Source organism: Pseudomonas fluorescens (genome assembly GCF_001902145.1).
GTDB lineage: Bacteria > Pseudomonadota > Gammaproteobacteria > Pseudomonadales > Pseudomonadaceae > Aquipseudomonas > Aquipseudomonas fluorescens_BV.
Genome location: NZ_MRST01000027.1, coordinates 1 through 14,622, shown reverse-complemented (window position 1 = coordinate 14,622; position 14,622 = coordinate 1). Strand labels below are relative to the sequence as shown.

Genomic DNA, 14,622 nt, shown 5'->3' with positions numbered 1-14,622 from the left:
GTCATCGCCAACTGGCAAGATAGCGTCGAGCCCATGGAAAAAGGATGCGCAGGCACTCAAGCACGGGTGTTTCAGCGCTGTGACGGACATGCAAAATGGTACGGCGGTGAGCTTTGGCCCCTACACCTTTCATCGGCAGCAGCGCCTGGTCAGCAAGGCGGGCTGGCCGGTGCCACTGGGCGGGCGAGCCTTGGATATTCTCGCGGTACTGCTCGAAGCGCCCGGGCACTTCATCAGCAAGGCGACCTTGATCGAACGGGTGTGGCCCAACAGCGTCGTTGAAGACAGCAACCTGCGCGTGCATATCGCCGCGCTGCGTCGTGCCCTGGACGGGCAACGCTGGATCCTCAATCACCCCCAGCGCGGTTACTGCTTCGCTGCGCCTGCGCAGGACGCGCTGCCGACGCTGCTGCCTCAGCACAACCTGGCAGCGCGGCTCAGCCCGGTGTGGGGGCGTGATGAGCTGGTGGGCGTGCTGGCGCGGCGTTTGTCTGCGCAGCGGTTGTTGACCCTCACCGGCGTGGCCGGCATTGGCAAGAGCACGCTGGCCCTGGCCCTGGCCGAGCGGGTATTGCCGCGTTATCGCGACGGCGTATGGTGGGTCGACATGGCCGTTGTGCAAACCCCGAGCGAACTGCTCGGTAGCCTGGCCAGGGTGTTGCAGTTGCCTTCGACGCCCGCCAGCCTCAACGAACTGGGCCGGCGCCTGGCCTCGCGCCACGTGTTGCTGGTACTCGACGGCGCTGACCTGATGCTGGGCGCGTGTCGACAACTGATGCGTGCGCTGCGCGAGACGGCGCCTGGTATCAGTATGCTGATCACCAGCCGCGAAGCCTTGCTGGCCCCTGGCGAGTGGGTAGTGCGCGTGCCTCGGCTGGCAGTGCCGTCGCCAAAGGCGTTGGCCAATGTCGAGCAGGCGATGGCCTGTCCTGCGGTGCAACTGTTCGTGGCGCGCGCGCGCGCCAATCAGCAGGGGTTTTATTTGCGCCCCCAGGACCTGGCGCCGCTGCGCGACCTGTGTCGGCGCCTGGACGGCCTGCCGTTGGCCCTGGAATTGGCGGCCGCCCAGGTGGATGCGTTGGGCATTGGCGGTGTGCAGATGCAAGTACGCACAGGCTTGCAAGTGCTGGCCCGTGGGCGCCGCACGGCAGTGGAGCGCCATCGCTCACTGACCGCGGCCCTGGATTGGAGCTACGAGCGCTTGAGCCTGCCGGAGTGCTGGCTGTTTCTGCAATTGAGTCTGTTCAAGATGGCAGTCACCTTACCCACCCTGAGTGACCTGGTGACCGGTACCGAGCTCGAACATGCCGACCTGTCTTACCTGCTGGCGCGCCTGGTCAACGTCTCGCTGCTGAGCGTCGAGCCCGGCCTGGGCCCGGCGCGTTATCGGCTGCTCAACTGTGTGCGCAGCTACGCCCTGGGGCAACTGCGCGACCCGCGCCAGGTCGCGCGTTTGCAGCAAAGCTACGTACCTTGCCTGGGCGCGTTCTCAGGCCGGCCGTTTGTCCTGCAACTCATCGAGCAGGCAGCGCACGTGCAGTAGGTCCTGCGTGGCGAAGCCTTCGCTGAAACGTGCATGGATTGAACCGAGCACGTCCCTGGCGAGCTGAATGCGCCCCTGCTGTTGCCACAGTTGCGCCAGGGATGCGCCGCAGCGCAGCTCCCAGGCCAGGGCGCCTTGCTGGTGCGCCAGGCCCAGCGCCTCCAGCAGCAGGGTTTGCGCGGCGTGCTCATCGTCTAGCTGCAAGGCGTACACCCGCAGAATCTCCGGGGCGCACCAGCCGGCCGCGCCACTGCGCGCGCGTTCCAGGGTTGGTGCATCCACGGCATGGGTGCCGAAGGTGATCAAGGTGTCCTGGATCAGGCCCAGGCCTTGCCAATCCGGGTGGCCAAGAATACCGGCGTAATGCCCGGCCCAGGTCTGGAACAACTGCACCGAGTGCTTGTGCGACTGCTCCAGCAGCAGCCGTTGCAGGGCTTGGGCGTTGTCTTCGGCGCCGTTGTAGCGGGCGATCACCACCCCAGCCAGGGCCAGGGTGTAGCAGATCGAGGTGCCGTGGTTGATCTGCAGCGCCAACTCCAGTGCCTGGCTGGCGGTGCGCCAGGCGCGCTCGGGAAAGCCCTGCAACCACAGGATTCGCGCCAGCACGGTCAAGGAGGCGACGCCCTGGTCGTATTGCACGCCAACCCCGAGGGCAAAGCGGTTCACGTGACCGCTTTGGGACATGCGCTGCAGCACCTGCTCGGCGTGGTGCCGGGCGAGCGTCTGGTTCCCGGTGTAATGCTGGCCCAGCGCACGCAGCCGCTGAGCGCTAAGGTCCAGCAACGGCTCGGTGCGTGGGTCGAGGCGTTCGAACTGCACACTCAGCGCCTGCGCTGGGCCGTAGCGCCCGGCGCACAGGTTCACCGCCATCAGCCCGGACACTGCCCGCAACTGGCCGCCAAGGTCCTGGTTTGCCTCGGCCAGACGTGCGGCCCCCTCGAATGCCGCAATGGTCCGAGGTGCGGCGCCCATGGCGTGGTAGGAGAGGCTGCCCAGGGCCAATTGCAGTTGCAGGGTCAATTGCGTGCAGGGCGCGGTGACCCGGTCGATCAGCGCCAGCGCCTGGTCCACATAGCCGCCGTGCTCACGCAGCAACGACAGTTCTTGCCACAGTGGCATCGCGCTGACCGTCAGGCGGATAGCCAGCAACTGCGCACCGCCGTCAGCAAAGCCCCAGTCGAGGGCGGCACGCACGTCTTCGCGCAGCGGCGCATAGCGGTCGATCCACGGCTGGGTGGCGATCAAATCCCAGTCGCCCTGGGCCTGTTCCATCAGCGCCAGGCAGCGTGCAGCGTGGCGCTCTCGCGTGGCATCCAGTTCGCAGGCCTGGCTGAGCTTTTCCAGGGCGTAGGTGCGGGTGATGTCCAGCAGGCGATAGACCATCTCGTCATCGCTGGCTTCCACATTCAACAACGACTTGGCCACCAGTTGCGTGATGGAGCCCAGCACTTCGGCGGGGGCCACTTGTTCACCTGCGATCACCGCCGCTGCGCTGACCAGGCTGAAGCCGCCACGGAAGACCGCCAGGCGGCGCAGGCAGATTTGTTCGCACGCGGTGAGCAGGTCAAAGCTCCAGTCGAGCGTGGCGCGCAGGGTCTGCTGGCGGGGCAGGGCACTACGTCGGCCGCGGGTCAGCAGGCGAAAGTTGTCTTCCATCTGCACCAGCAGGCCCGGCAAGCCAAACCGTTCGATTTGCGCGGCCACCAGTTCGATCGCCAGGGGAATGCCGTCCAGGCGCTGGCAGATATCAATCGCCAGGGGCAGTTCAGCGTCGCTGAGGGCAAAGCTCTCCTGGTGGGACATGGCGCGCTCGATCAGCAATTGCATGGCCGGGTAACCCAGGGCCTGGGCGCGGTTGCCGGTGGCGGGCGGGCAGGCCAGCGGTTCAAGGCGCTGCACATATTCACCCTCGGCGCGCAGGGCTTCGCGGCTGGTGGTGAGGATGTGTAGGTGCGGTGCATGGCGCAGCAGGGTTTCACTGATCAGGGCGATGTCGTCGAGCAGGTGCTCGCAGTTGTCGATCACCAGCAGCATCTGGCGTGCCTGCAGGCTGCGGGCGAGGCTGGCCAGGGACGCATTCTCGCCCGGTGTCAGGCCGAGCAGGGCGGCCAGGTTGGGCAGGATCATGGACGCGGCACTGAGCGGCGCCAGGTCCAGCAGGTGAATACCGTCGCGGTAATGCCCGATCAGCAATTCCGCGACGCGCAGGGCGACGGTGGTCTTGCCGATGCCACCGGCGCCGGTCAGGGTGATGAAGCGTTGCTGCGGCAGTTGTTGTACCAGGGCGTCGATCAGCGCTTGGCGGCCGATCATGCGCGTGCGCCGCAGGGGCAGGTTATGGCTGGGGCGTTGGGGAGCACCGTCGGTGGGCAGCGTCATGGGTTCGATGCTCAGTGGCGCAACAAAACTGTAGCCGCGCTGGGCGACCGTGACGATATAGCGCTGCCCGGCCTGGCCGTCGCCCAGCGCCTTGCGCAACGCAGCCATGTGCACCCGCAGGTTGCCGTCTTCCACCACGCTTTTGGGCCAGACCCTTGCGATCAACTCCTGTTTGCTCACCACATTGCCGGCGTGCTCCAGCAGGATCAGCAGAATGTCCACCGCCCGCCGCCCCAGGCGCAACGGGCGACCGGCCTCCAGCACCAGGCGCTGGCGCGGGTGGATGCGGTAGGGGCCGAAATGCACGGCTTGGTCGCTCAAGTCATTCATGGCTGCCCAGGTTCTGGAGGAAGGGAACGGCCAGCATATTCCAGGTACGTGCAGACCACTAGGCAGCGATCACATCAGGTTTGCTGCGCGAGTGGTGATTTCGCCAGGTCATCGGGTTGACACCTTCGCTGCGGGTGAACATATGGCAGAAGTGCGCCTGGTCGCAAAAGCCACATTCCAGGCTGATCTGGGTGAGGCTCAGGGACGAGCCGGTAATCAACTCCTTGGCGCGCTGGATGCGTTGCTGGCGAATCCATTCCTGGGGCGACAGCCCGGTGGTGCATTTGAAGGCGCGGGAAAAATGGCTGCGCGACAAGGCGCAGGCCTGGGCCAGGTCGGCGATCGCCAGGCTTTCGCCGAGGTTGGCGAGGATCAGTTGCTTGGCGATGCGCTCACGCCGGGGGCACAGGCCACCGGTGGCGGGCAACCGAGGGGCATATTGCTCGAGTCGGGCCATGACAAATATCCGCAGTCGATGGGAACGTTCCCGGTGGATGGGTGCAGTGTAGACAGGCTTCATCTTGTTGCCGGAGCGCCTGGCTGACGAGTTAATCGTTGTTAATTTCGCCAGGTGCGGTGCTGGAAAAGACAGCACAGCTATGCAATCCCAGGCGTGCAGTGCATGCTTCCCTGGCCCCTTTGGAAAACGTTTGGATAGCGCCCATGAACCGCAACGACCTGCGCCGCGTCGATATGAACCTGCTGGTGATTTTCGAAGCCTTGATGTTCGAGAAAAACCTGACCCGAGTCGCCGAAAAACTGTTTATCGGCCAACCGGCAGTGAGCGCCGCATTGGGCCGCTTGCGTGATTTGTTCGACGACCCGTTGCTGCTGCGCAACGGCCGTGCCATGGAACCCACGGCACGTGCACTGGCGATACTCAAGGAGCTGCAACCGGCCATGGACACCATCTCGGGCGCCGTCAGCCGCGCCAAGGATTTCGACCCCTCCACCAGCTGCGCGGTGTTTCGCATCGGCCTGTCCGATGATGCGGAGTTCGGGCTGTTTCCGTCGTTACTCAGCCGCCTGCGCGAAGAAGCGCCGGGCATCATCGTGGTGGTGCGCCGCGCCAATTACCTGTTGATGCCTTCGCTGCTGGCCAGCGGTGAAATTTCCGTGGGGGTCAGCTACACCACCGACCTGCCGGCCAATGCCAAGCGCAAGAAGCTGCGGGATATCCCCTGCAAGGTCCTGCGCGGCGATGACGGCGAGGCGCCGCTGACCCTGGATGATTACTGCGCCAGGCCCCATGCAATGGTGTCGTTCTCCGGCGACCTGAGCGGCAATATCGACCTGGACCTGGCCCGCATCGGCCGCTCGCGCCGGGTGGTACTGGCGGTGCCGCAGTTCAGCGGGTTACGGGCGTTGCTGGCGGGGACGCAGATTATCGCGACCGTGCCCGATTACGCCGCGTGCGCGTTGACCGAAGGCACACGCCTGCGCGCCGAGGACCCGCCGTTTGCGATTGATGCAGCGGAGTTGTCGATGGTGTGGAGCGGAGTGCATGACAACGACCCAGCGGAGCGGTGGCTGAGGGGCAGGATTGCGGAGCATATGGCGGGAGAGCTTCCTCCGGCGGCGGCCTGCCAGCCAACGCGCTCACAGCGCTAGAGTGCTCTAGCGAGCTGTGGGCTATCCATTACATTTTTATAAGGTGTAGTCGATACAGCTATGCGCGTTGTGTGTGCTCTTGCTGGGCGTTGTGCACCACAGCTGCCAGGCGTTTGAGGCCTTCGTCCAGTCGTGCTGGATCGATGTGACTGAAGTTCAGCCGCAGATACCCTGGATTATTGTCCGGATCTGGAAAGAATGGTTCGCCTGGCATGAACGCCACGTCCGCTGCAAGCGCGGCCTTGAGCAGCGTGCGAGTATCCAGGGGCCGCTTTAAGGTCAGCCAGAAAAACAGTCCGCCCTGTGGCACATTCCAATCGGCCAGATCAGAAAAATGGGTTTCCAGTGCTATCTGAAAAGCGTTCCGTCGAAGCCGGTAGAAGTCTCGTAATTCAGCCAAGTGGTGCGCAAGCCGTTCCGTTCCGATCCATTGCAACGCTTGCCATTGTCCCACGCGGTTGGTGTGCAGGTCGGCCGACTGTTTGAGCCGTAGCAAATGCGGGAATAGATCAGGGCTGGCAATCAGGTAACCGACCCGCAAACCAGGCAACAGTGTTTTCGATACAGTACCGGTGTAAATCCAGCTGGCCTTTTTCAAGCGACCTACAATCGGCGTGGCACTGCCGCCGTCGAAAGTCAGGTCCCGGTAGGGTTCATCTTCGATCAGCGTCACACCAAATTCATCAAGCAAAGTCGCCACGGCGTTACGTTTAGTCTCACTGTAGCGTACGGCAGACGGGTTCTGAAAAGTCGGGATCAAGTAGATAAATGCCGGTCGGTGTTTTTCCAGACGGGCGCGCAGTGTCTCAAGATTCGGACCATCAGCCTCCAGCGGGACGGTGATGCAATCAGCACCGAATAGCTGAAAAATCTGGAGCGCGGCCAAGTAGGTTGGCGCTTCGAGCAGAATCTCGGTGCCCTTGTCGAGATAGAGCTTTGCAGCCAGATCGAGAGTTTGCTGGGAACCACTGACGACCAAGACCTGACTTGCCTCGCATGGCACCCCTAGCGCTCGCGCTTGAGTGGCCAACCTTTCACGCAAAGCTGGCTCACCTTCACTCATACCATACTGGCCCATCGAGACGGGCATCTGAGCCCACTCGACTTTTGGCAACATGACCTCAGCCGGAAGACCTCCCGCGAACGACATCACTTCCGGACGCTGGGCAGCGGCAAGGATTTCACGGATCAAAGAACTTTTAAGGCGCGAAACACGTTCGGAAAAAGCCATGAGGGTCACCGCTGGCAAGGTTTATTAGAATTAGTCAAACTGCTTGACCGAAACTACGACGACTTGAAAGGATAAGTCAATATGATTGACCTTAAAAATCGCGATTCCCAGCAGCAGGCAATGGAAGCGTTCTTCTTCGGCTACCGCGCCTTTACTGCCAAGGCCGACGGTATGCTTGAGCGCCGCGGCTTGAGTCGCGTGCACCAGCGCATTGTGTTTTTTATCTCCCGCTATCCGAACTTGAGCGTCAAGGAGTTGCTCGCATTGCTCGGAGTGACCAAGCAAGCGCTGAACACGCCATTGCGCCAGGTGATCGAAATGCGCCTGGTAAACAGTGTCGAGTCGCAGAGCGACAAGCGTAAACGGTTGCTCGAACTGACCGATGCTGGGCTGCGTCTGGAACAGTCATTGCGTCGCGAGCAAGTGAAGTTACTGGAGCACGTGTTCGCCGAGGCCGGAGAGACGGCCGTGAATGGGTGGCTATCGGTAAACCTTGCACTGGGGAAAACCCAAATGCCAACCGAATAAAAATTCGCCCCGCGACCTGTCCGCCTGTTGGTAGGGCGCACGTGGTCACCGGCGGTACTGGGGGAGGCCGCTACTGTTTTGTTTTCAGGCCCTTGTGGCGTGCCAGCGCTCACTGAAAGCCAAACAGCACATACATCCAATTCTCCCCAGCCGCCAAGCCGCCAGACTCTCCCCATCGCTCAATACCCCGGGGAAGCACTCAGCCATGGATTCAACCGCCAACACCAGCCCCGACGAAGTCGTCACCCTGGTCGTCAAGCACCGGGTCAAACCCGGCTTTGAAGTCAAGTACGAAGCCTGGCTGCGCCGCATCGTGCGCATCGCGGGCGAACGCCCTGGGCACCTTGGTGTTGACGTGGTGCGCAGCCAGCAAAGCGGCATGGCGCTGTTCACTTGCGTGCTGCGCTATCGCTCCACCAGCGCCCTTGAGCTGTGGCTCGGCTCCCCGCAACGCCAGGCCTTGATCGACGAAGCCGCGCCCATGCTGGCGGACGGCGACCAGACGGAAATCGGCGCGGCCAATGAATTCTGGTTCGCGCCCCAGGCCGAGGGCGTTGCCAAGCCGCCGCGCTGGAAGCAGGCGGTGGTCAGCCTGTTTGTGATCCTGCCGCAAACCCTGCTGCTGCCGTTTATCTGGGGGCCGATCCTGCGGTTGCACCCGTTTTTGTCCAATTACGTGGTCTCCACCTTCCTGGTCACCCTGACCATCGTGTTGCTGGTGGTGTACCTGCTGATGCCGGCGGCCACCCGCCTGTTCGCTCCCTGGCTTGAAGCCTCTGTAAAGGAAACCCTATGAACGCCGATCTGATTCTGTTCAATGGCCAGTTCCACACCGTGGACCGGGAAAACCCACGCGCCACCGCCGTGGCCATTCACCAAGGGCGCTTTGTCGCCGTGGGTACCGACGGCGAAGCCATGGCCCTGCGCGGCAGCGGCACCCAGGTCATCGATCTCAAGGGCCGCACCGTGATTCCCGGCCTCAACGACTCGCACTTGCACCTGATTCGTGGCGGGTTGAACTACAACCTTGAACTGCGTTGGGAAGGCGTGCCGTCCCTGGCTGATGCCTTGCGCATGCTCAAGGACCAGGCCGACCGCACGCCCACGCCGCAATGGGTGCGCGTGGTGGGCGGCTGGAACGAATTCCAGTTCGCTGAAAAGCGCATGCCCACCCTGGAAGAACTCAACCAGGCCGCCCCGGACACCCCGGTGTTCGTGCTGCACCTGTACGACCGCGCTTTGCTCAACCGCGCAGCGCTGCGGGTGGCGGGCTACACCAAGGACACGCCGAACCCGCCGGGCGGCGAGATCGTGCGTGACAGCAACGGCAACCCCACCGGCATGTTGGTGGCGCGGCCTAACGCGATGATCCTGTATGCGACCTTGGCCAAGGGCCCGAAACTGCCCCTGGAATACCAGGTCAACTCCACCCGCCAGTTCATGCGTGAACTCAACCGCCTGGGCCTGACCAGCGCCATCGATGCCGGCGGCGGCTTCCAGAACTACCCCGATGACTACGCGGTGATCGAGCAACTGGCCAAGGATCAACAGTTGACGGTGCGCATCGCCTACAACCTGTTCACCCAGAAGCCCAAGGAAGAGCTCAGCGACTTCAAGAACTGGACCGGCAGCGTCACCCTGCATCAGGGCGATGACTACCTGCGTCATAACGGGGCCGGCGAGATGCTGGTGTTCTCGGCGGCGGATTTCGAAGACTTCCTCGAACCCCGCCCGGACCTGTCGCTGACCATGGAACAGGAGCTGGAACCGGTGGTGCGCCACCTGGTGGAACAGCGCTGGCCGTTCCGTCTGCACGCCACTTACGACGAGTCCATCTCGCGCATGCTCGACGTGTTCGAGAAGGTCAACCGCGATATTCCGTTCAATGGCTTGCCGTGGTTCTTCGATCACGCCGAAACCATCACCCCGAAAAACATCGAACGCGTGCGTGCTCTCGGTGGCGGTATTGCGATCCAGGATCGCATGGCGTTCCAGGGCGAATACTTTGTCGAGCGCTACGGCGCCAAGGCCGCCGAAGCCACACCGCCGATCAAGCGCATGCTGGCCGAAGGCGTGCCGGTAGGGGCGGGCACCGATGCCACCCGCGTGTCGAGCTATAACCCCTGGACCTCGCTGTACTGGATGGTCAGCGGCCGTACCGTCGGCGGCCTGGCGCTGCACGCCGAGGGCTTGCCGCGCCTTACCGCGTTGGAACTGTTCACCCACGGCAGCGCCTGGTTCTCCTCCGAGCAGGGCAAGAAAGGCCAGATCAAGGTCGGTCAACTGGCGGATGTCGCCGCGTTGTCGGCGGACTTTTTCAGTGTCGAGGAAGAAGCCATCAAGTGGATTGAATCGGTGCTGACGGTGGTTGGCGGCAAGGTCGTGTACGGCGCTGGCGACTTCGAAGATTTCGCACCGCCACGGGTGCCGGTGCTGCCCGACTGGTCGCCGGTGGTCAAGGTGCCGGGGCACTGGCGCCCGACGTCGCCGATGCAGGCCCAGGTTCACCAGTGCAGCGGCCCTTGTGGCGTGCATGCCCACAGCCATGAAAAAGCGCGCCTTTCCAGCGTGCCGGTCAGCGACTTCCAGGGTTTCTGGGGTGCGTTCGGCTGCTCCTGCTTTGCCTTTTGAAGAACACCCCATCCCTAAAGGAGTTACCCATGACTTACAAGCGCTTGAACAAAGACGATGCTGTTGTTTTGTTGGTTGATCACCAGACCGGCCTGATCTCCCTGGTGCAGGATTTCTCCCCCAACGAGTTCAAGAACAACGTGCTGGCCCTGGCCGACGTGGCGAAGTTCTTCAACCTGCCGACCATCCTCACCACCAGCTTTGAAAGCGGCCCCAACGGCCCATTGGTGCCTGAGCTCAAAGAGCTGTTCCCCGACGCGCCGTACATTCCGCGCCCTGGCCAGATCAACGCGTGGGACAACGAAGATTTCGTCAAGGCCGTCAAGGCGACCGGCCGCAAGCAGATCATCATTGCCGGTGTGGTGACCGACGTGTGCGTGGCATTCCCGACCCTGTGTGCCCTTGACGAAGGCTTCGAGGTCTTCGTGGTCACCGACGCTTCCGGCACCTTCAACGAAACCGTGCAACAAGCCGCCTGGGCGCGTATGACCGCCGCTGGTGCGCAACTGGTCAACTGGTTCTCGGTGGCCTGCGAGCTGCAAGTGGACTGGCGCAACGACATGGAAGGCCTGGCCAACCTGCTCTCGCCGCGCATTCCCAACTACCGCAACCTGATGAACAGCTACTCGGCGTTCGCTGCCAAGTAACCTGCTCTGTAGGAGCGAGCTTGCTCGCGAAAAACGTCAACGATAACGCGTGTTTCCTGAATAAACGCGGCGTCTATGGGGTTTTCGCGAGCAAGCTCGCTCCTACAGAGGGCATTAGGGCAAGTCCTCTCCCACATTTAATGGTGTTCACATTTTGGTTTGTGGTGTGACCACTGACAGGCTATAAAACAGCCCATCGTCCCCCGAGAAGCGACAATGAACCCCTTCGAAGACATGCGCCTGTTCTGCCAGGTCATGGAGTCCGGCAGTTTTACCGCCGCCGCCGAGCAATTGGGCTTGTCCAAGCAATTCGTCAGCCGCCGCCTGATCCAACTGGAAGAGCGCCTGGGCGTACGCTTGCTCAACCGCTCCACACGGCGCCTGGACGTCACGCCGCTGGGCCAGAGTTACTACGAGTCGGCCTTGCGCCTGCTCGGTGAGGTGGAACAAGTGGAGCAGGGCATCGCCGGCCAAAACAGCGAGCCGCGAGGCACCATTCGCCTCAGTGCACCCTTGTCGTTCGCCATGGCGCACCTGGGTTGCCTGTTGCCGTTGTTCCTGCGCCAGCATCCACAGGTCTGCGTTGAAGTCGACCTGAGTGACCGCCCGGTGGACTTGATCGGCGAAGGCTACGACCTGGTGCTGCGCATCGGCACCCTGGAAGATTCCACCCTGATCGCCCGACGGATCGCCGCTATCGAAAGGGTGTATTGCGCCAGCCCCGACTACCTGGCGCTGCGGGGGACGCCGCTGAAACCCGAGGACTTAACGGCGCACGACTGCCTGCCCTACGGGCACGGGCGCCAGGTGCAATGGCGTTTCAAAGGCAAGTTGCAAGCTTTGAGCGTCAGCGGACGCATGCGCGTCAATAACGGTGACCTGCTGCGCGATACCGCGATTGCCGGTCTGGGCGTTACCTACCTACCGACGTTCATTGTCAGCGATGCCTTGAAGGACGGTCGCTTGGTCAAGGTATTGGAAGACTTCGCCCCTGAGGCATTGACCCTGTCGGCGGTGTACCCGCAGCACCGGCAGAGTTCACGCCCGGTGCAAGCGCTGGTGGAGTTCCTGCGCGAACGCCTGGCTAGCGGCTGCTGAATAGTTGGCGGATCAGGTTGGGCGTGCTGCCCGTCCACCGCTTGAACGAGCGCCGAAAATTCGCCGCATCGTTGAAGTTCAGGTACGCCGCCACTTGCTCGTTACTCAACCCCTTGGCCTGGTACAGGTGCAACGCCACATGCTTGCGCACCCGGTCGACCTGTTGCTGAAAACCGGTGTCGTGCCGTTGCAACTTGCGCTTTAGCGTGGCCGGGCTCATGGCGAAGGTGTGCGCGGCCTGTTCCAGGCTTGGTGGCTGGCGCACGTGTTCGCGCAGGTAGGCATAGAGGCAGTCCAGAAAACTTGTGGCAAAGCCCAGTTGCTCGATTTGTTCAAGGGCTTGCTGGCGCGCGACCTGGCCCGCCGTGGCCGAAGCGCCCGGCCAGATGTGGGTGAGGTATTCACGGGGGAGGCACATCATGTCCAGCGGACGTTCGAAGCGCGTGTGTTCGCCCAGATGTACCCAGTATTGCTCGACATACCGAGGTTCTGCATGGCTGAAGCTGCATACCCACGGCAAGCGCTGGCCGCTGAGCCATTGGCTCATGGCAACCAGCGAAGTCATGCTGGCTTCGAGCAGAAAGCGCCAGTGTTCGCCGGCGCCGCAGCTGTCCAACCAATACAAGTAAGCGTGGTGCTCATCCAGCTCCAGTTGCAGCGTGGCCAGCGGGCTGAGCAGCACTTGTTGCTGGATCAGGATATCCAGGGCCTGATGAAGATTCTGTGCATGCCCCAGGGCATGACTGGCGGCGCCGTAGTAGCCGGGCAGCAAGCGTTGGCCAAACAGGAAACTGCTGTCATCGGCATCCAGTAGTTTGCGGCTGTTGCCGATCAAGCCCAGGAACTGTTGCGGGCTCAACCGCGCGTTGCCGGCCAGGATGTCTTCGTGGAACAGGCCGGTGCCGCGCAGCAGGCGATGGCTGTCGATGTCCCGGGACAAGCCCAGGTCGATCAACGTGGCGGGTTGATAGTGACCGGGAATGAAGCGGCTGTCGTTTTCATACCAGCTGGTTTTCACGGCCATTTCAGGCACTTTTCGCAAGGGGTTGCTTGGCCCGGGCCAGGCCCATATTCAGCCGCTTGAGCAACTCGTGGGGTGACTCCTGCAAGGCCATCACCACCGCCGTGGTCGCCGCCAGTTGCAGGCGTTCGCCCTGTTGCCGGGTCTTGTGGGCGAGGCTCTGCACCGCGTGTTGCAACTCCAGCGCCAGGCCCTGGGCCTGGCGCTCGCCGGTGTTGGGCAGCAGCACCACAAAACGATCGCCCGCCAGGCGGCACAACAGGTCCTGGCGGCGCAGGTTGAGCAACAGCACATGGCTGACCGCCTGTAGCACCGCATCGCCCTCGGCATGCCCGTAGGCCTGGTTGACGGTGGCGAAACTATCCAGGTCCAGGGCCAGCAACGACAGTGGTTGTTGCTGCGCTTGGCTGTCGCGCAGGCTGTCGGCGAGTTGGCGCTTGAGGTAGTCGGCGCCGGCCAGGGGCGTGAGTTTGTCGAATAGCCGGTGCTCGCGAAACAACCGCTCGCGTTTTTCCATCTGCGCGCTGATCGCCAGTTGTTCGTGGTGCCAGTGATATATGCCAATCGTTAGCAGGATCATGCCCACCGGCATTGGCCCGGACTCCAGCCAGTGATCCCAGGACACGCTGTCAGGCAGGCGGATGAATTCGTCTAGGCTGTCGATCCACCAGGAAAAAAAGATGCACGACAGCCCCAGCGCCAGGTATTGGGTGACCCGTCCGGCGGGGCGACTTTTCAACACCAGGCCCAACCAGATCAGCGCGAGCAGCGCCGAACCGCCTTCGCCGACGATATCCAGCCATACCCATTCGCTGACGCTCTTGAGCTCGCCGCAGGCCAGGTGCAGGATCAGCCCGAGGTTGGCGGCGATCAGTAGCAACGCGAGTTTCCAGCGGTGGGGTTTGAGCACGGAAAACATGACCACGGGTCCTTGGGCAAATGAGTAATGGGCGCCAGCACAGCAGATGGATGTGACGGTTGGATGACGGGGTGGGAGGGTCGAATCAGCTCATGCCCTCGGCACATTTTCAGCTGAGCATGGAAGCCATGTGGGAGCTGGCTTGCCTGCGAAGACGGCCTGACAGCCAGCGCCTATCTACCTGACACCCCACGATCCAACTGTGGGAGCGGGCTTGCTCGCGAAGGCGCCCTCACAGTCGACACTGTTATACCGAGTACATATCCATTCCTGCGGTAACGGCCACTTAGGGTTCCGCTTTTACAGCGGGTCACTTTTGGAAAAGAGCCCCAAAAGTAACCAAAAGGGCTCTTGCCCCACCACTCGGCACCTCGCTAGGGCTCGGTGTGCCCGAACACAGTCTTGAATCCGTGGGCCGCCGCCACGCGCCATCCCTGGCGCGGGGCGGCTAACCCGGCGTCCTGCCGGGTTACCCACGAATTCAAGCCTGTGTTCGGCCAGCGTGGTTTAACGGGGCGCCTAAGATCAAAAGCAGATCAAGAGCAAGATCAAGAGCGCGGCGTTTTTCAAGTTAGTTGTCGCGTCCACCGTCGTGCTACGCGACTTTTATTACCACGGTCAGCTCCCTTTCAGGGTTCAGATACACCGTCCCGATAGGGTTCCAGTTGCGTGTCTCGCCTGACC

Annotated in this window: 12 protein-coding genes; 7 read left to right on the top strand and 5 right to left on the bottom strand. The window is 62.5% G+C overall.

Features of this window, described 5'->3' with window-relative positions; translation table 11 throughout:
- Positions 1–88: 88 nt before the first annotated feature.
- Complete coding sequence (locus tag BUE92_RS23115) at positions 89–1,543, top strand: winged helix-turn-helix domain-containing protein (protein WP_073526496.1); 1,455 nt, start codon at positions 89–91, stop codon at positions 1,541–1,543.
- Here BUE92_RS23115 and BUE92_RS23110 read toward each other — a convergent pair.
- Both BUE92_RS23110 and BUE92_RS23105 read right to left on the bottom strand, forming a co-directional pair.
- Entirely contained in the window at positions 1,490–4,252 is a 2,763-nt protein-coding gene (locus tag BUE92_RS23110) for an ATP-binding protein (protein WP_073526493.1), read from the bottom strand. The genes BUE92_RS23115 and BUE92_RS23110 overlap by 54 nt on opposite strands.
- Before the next feature lie 58 nt (positions 4,253–4,310).
- Complete coding sequence (locus BUE92_RS23105; RefSeq protein WP_003191911.1) at positions 4,311–4,709, bottom strand: helix-turn-helix domain-containing protein; 399 nt, start codon at positions 4,707–4,709, stop codon at positions 4,311–4,313.
- 206 nt (positions 4,710–4,915) lie between these two features.
- Between BUE92_RS23105 and BUE92_RS23100 the strand changes: the two genes are divergently transcribed.
- Complete coding sequence (locus BUE92_RS23100) at positions 4,916–5,863, top strand: LysR family transcriptional regulator (RefSeq protein ID WP_050499506.1); 948 nt, start codon at positions 4,916–4,918, stop codon at positions 5,861–5,863.
- A gap of 58 nt (positions 5,864–5,921) precedes the next feature.
- Here BUE92_RS23100 and BUE92_RS23095 read toward each other — a convergent pair whose 3' ends face one another.
- Positions 5,922–7,094: an aminotransferase-like domain-containing protein gene (locus tag BUE92_RS23095; RefSeq protein WP_073526491.1), complete on the bottom strand. Its 1,173-nt coding sequence runs from the start codon at positions 7,092–7,094 to the stop codon at positions 5,922–5,924.
- 81 nt (positions 7,095–7,175) lie between these two features.
- Between BUE92_RS23095 and BUE92_RS23090 the strand changes: the two genes are divergently transcribed.
- From BUE92_RS23090 to BUE92_RS23070, 5 genes are all read left to right on the top strand, one after another.
- Positions 7,176–7,622 carry a MarR family winged helix-turn-helix transcriptional regulator gene (locus BUE92_RS23090; RefSeq protein WP_073526488.1) on the top strand — a complete coding sequence of 149 codons (447 nt, stop codon included), beginning with the start codon at positions 7,176–7,178 and terminating at the stop codon, positions 7,620–7,622.
- 205 nt (positions 7,623–7,827) lie between these two features.
- Positions 7,828–8,418: an antibiotic biosynthesis monooxygenase gene (locus BUE92_RS23085; protein ID WP_073526487.1), complete on the top strand. Its 591-nt coding sequence runs from the start codon at positions 7,828–7,830 to the stop codon at positions 8,416–8,418.
- Entirely contained in the window at positions 8,415–10,253 is a 1,839-nt protein-coding gene (locus tag BUE92_RS23080; RefSeq protein WP_073526486.1) for an amidohydrolase, read from the top strand. Before BUE92_RS23085 ends, BUE92_RS23080 begins: the two co-directional genes overlap by 4 nt.
- 29 nt (positions 10,254–10,282) lie before the next feature.
- Positions 10,283–10,900, top strand: a complete 618-nt coding sequence (gene ycaC, locus BUE92_RS23075; protein WP_003191905.1) for an isochorismate family cysteine hydrolase YcaC — start codon at positions 10,283–10,285, stop codon at positions 10,898–10,900.
- Between the two features lie 216 nt (positions 10,901–11,116).
- Positions 11,117–11,998, top strand: a complete 882-nt coding sequence (locus BUE92_RS23070) for a LysR family transcriptional regulator (protein ID WP_073526485.1) — start codon at positions 11,117–11,119, stop codon at positions 11,996–11,998.
- Here the strand turns inward: BUE92_RS23070 and BUE92_RS23065 are convergent.
- Both BUE92_RS23065 and BUE92_RS23060 read right to left on the bottom strand, forming a co-directional pair.
- Positions 11,985–13,022 carry an AraC family transcriptional regulator gene (locus BUE92_RS23065; protein WP_073526484.1) on the bottom strand — a complete coding sequence of 346 codons (1,038 nt, stop codon included), beginning with the start codon at positions 13,020–13,022 and terminating at the stop codon, positions 11,985–11,987. The genes BUE92_RS23070 and BUE92_RS23065 overlap by 14 nt on opposite strands.
- Before the next feature lies 1 nt (position 13,023).
- Positions 13,024–13,938 carry a GGDEF domain-containing protein gene (locus BUE92_RS23060; RefSeq protein WP_073526483.1) on the bottom strand — a complete coding sequence of 305 codons (915 nt, stop codon included), beginning with the start codon at positions 13,936–13,938 and terminating at the stop codon, positions 13,024–13,026.
- Positions 13,939–14,622 lie beyond the last annotated feature (684 nt).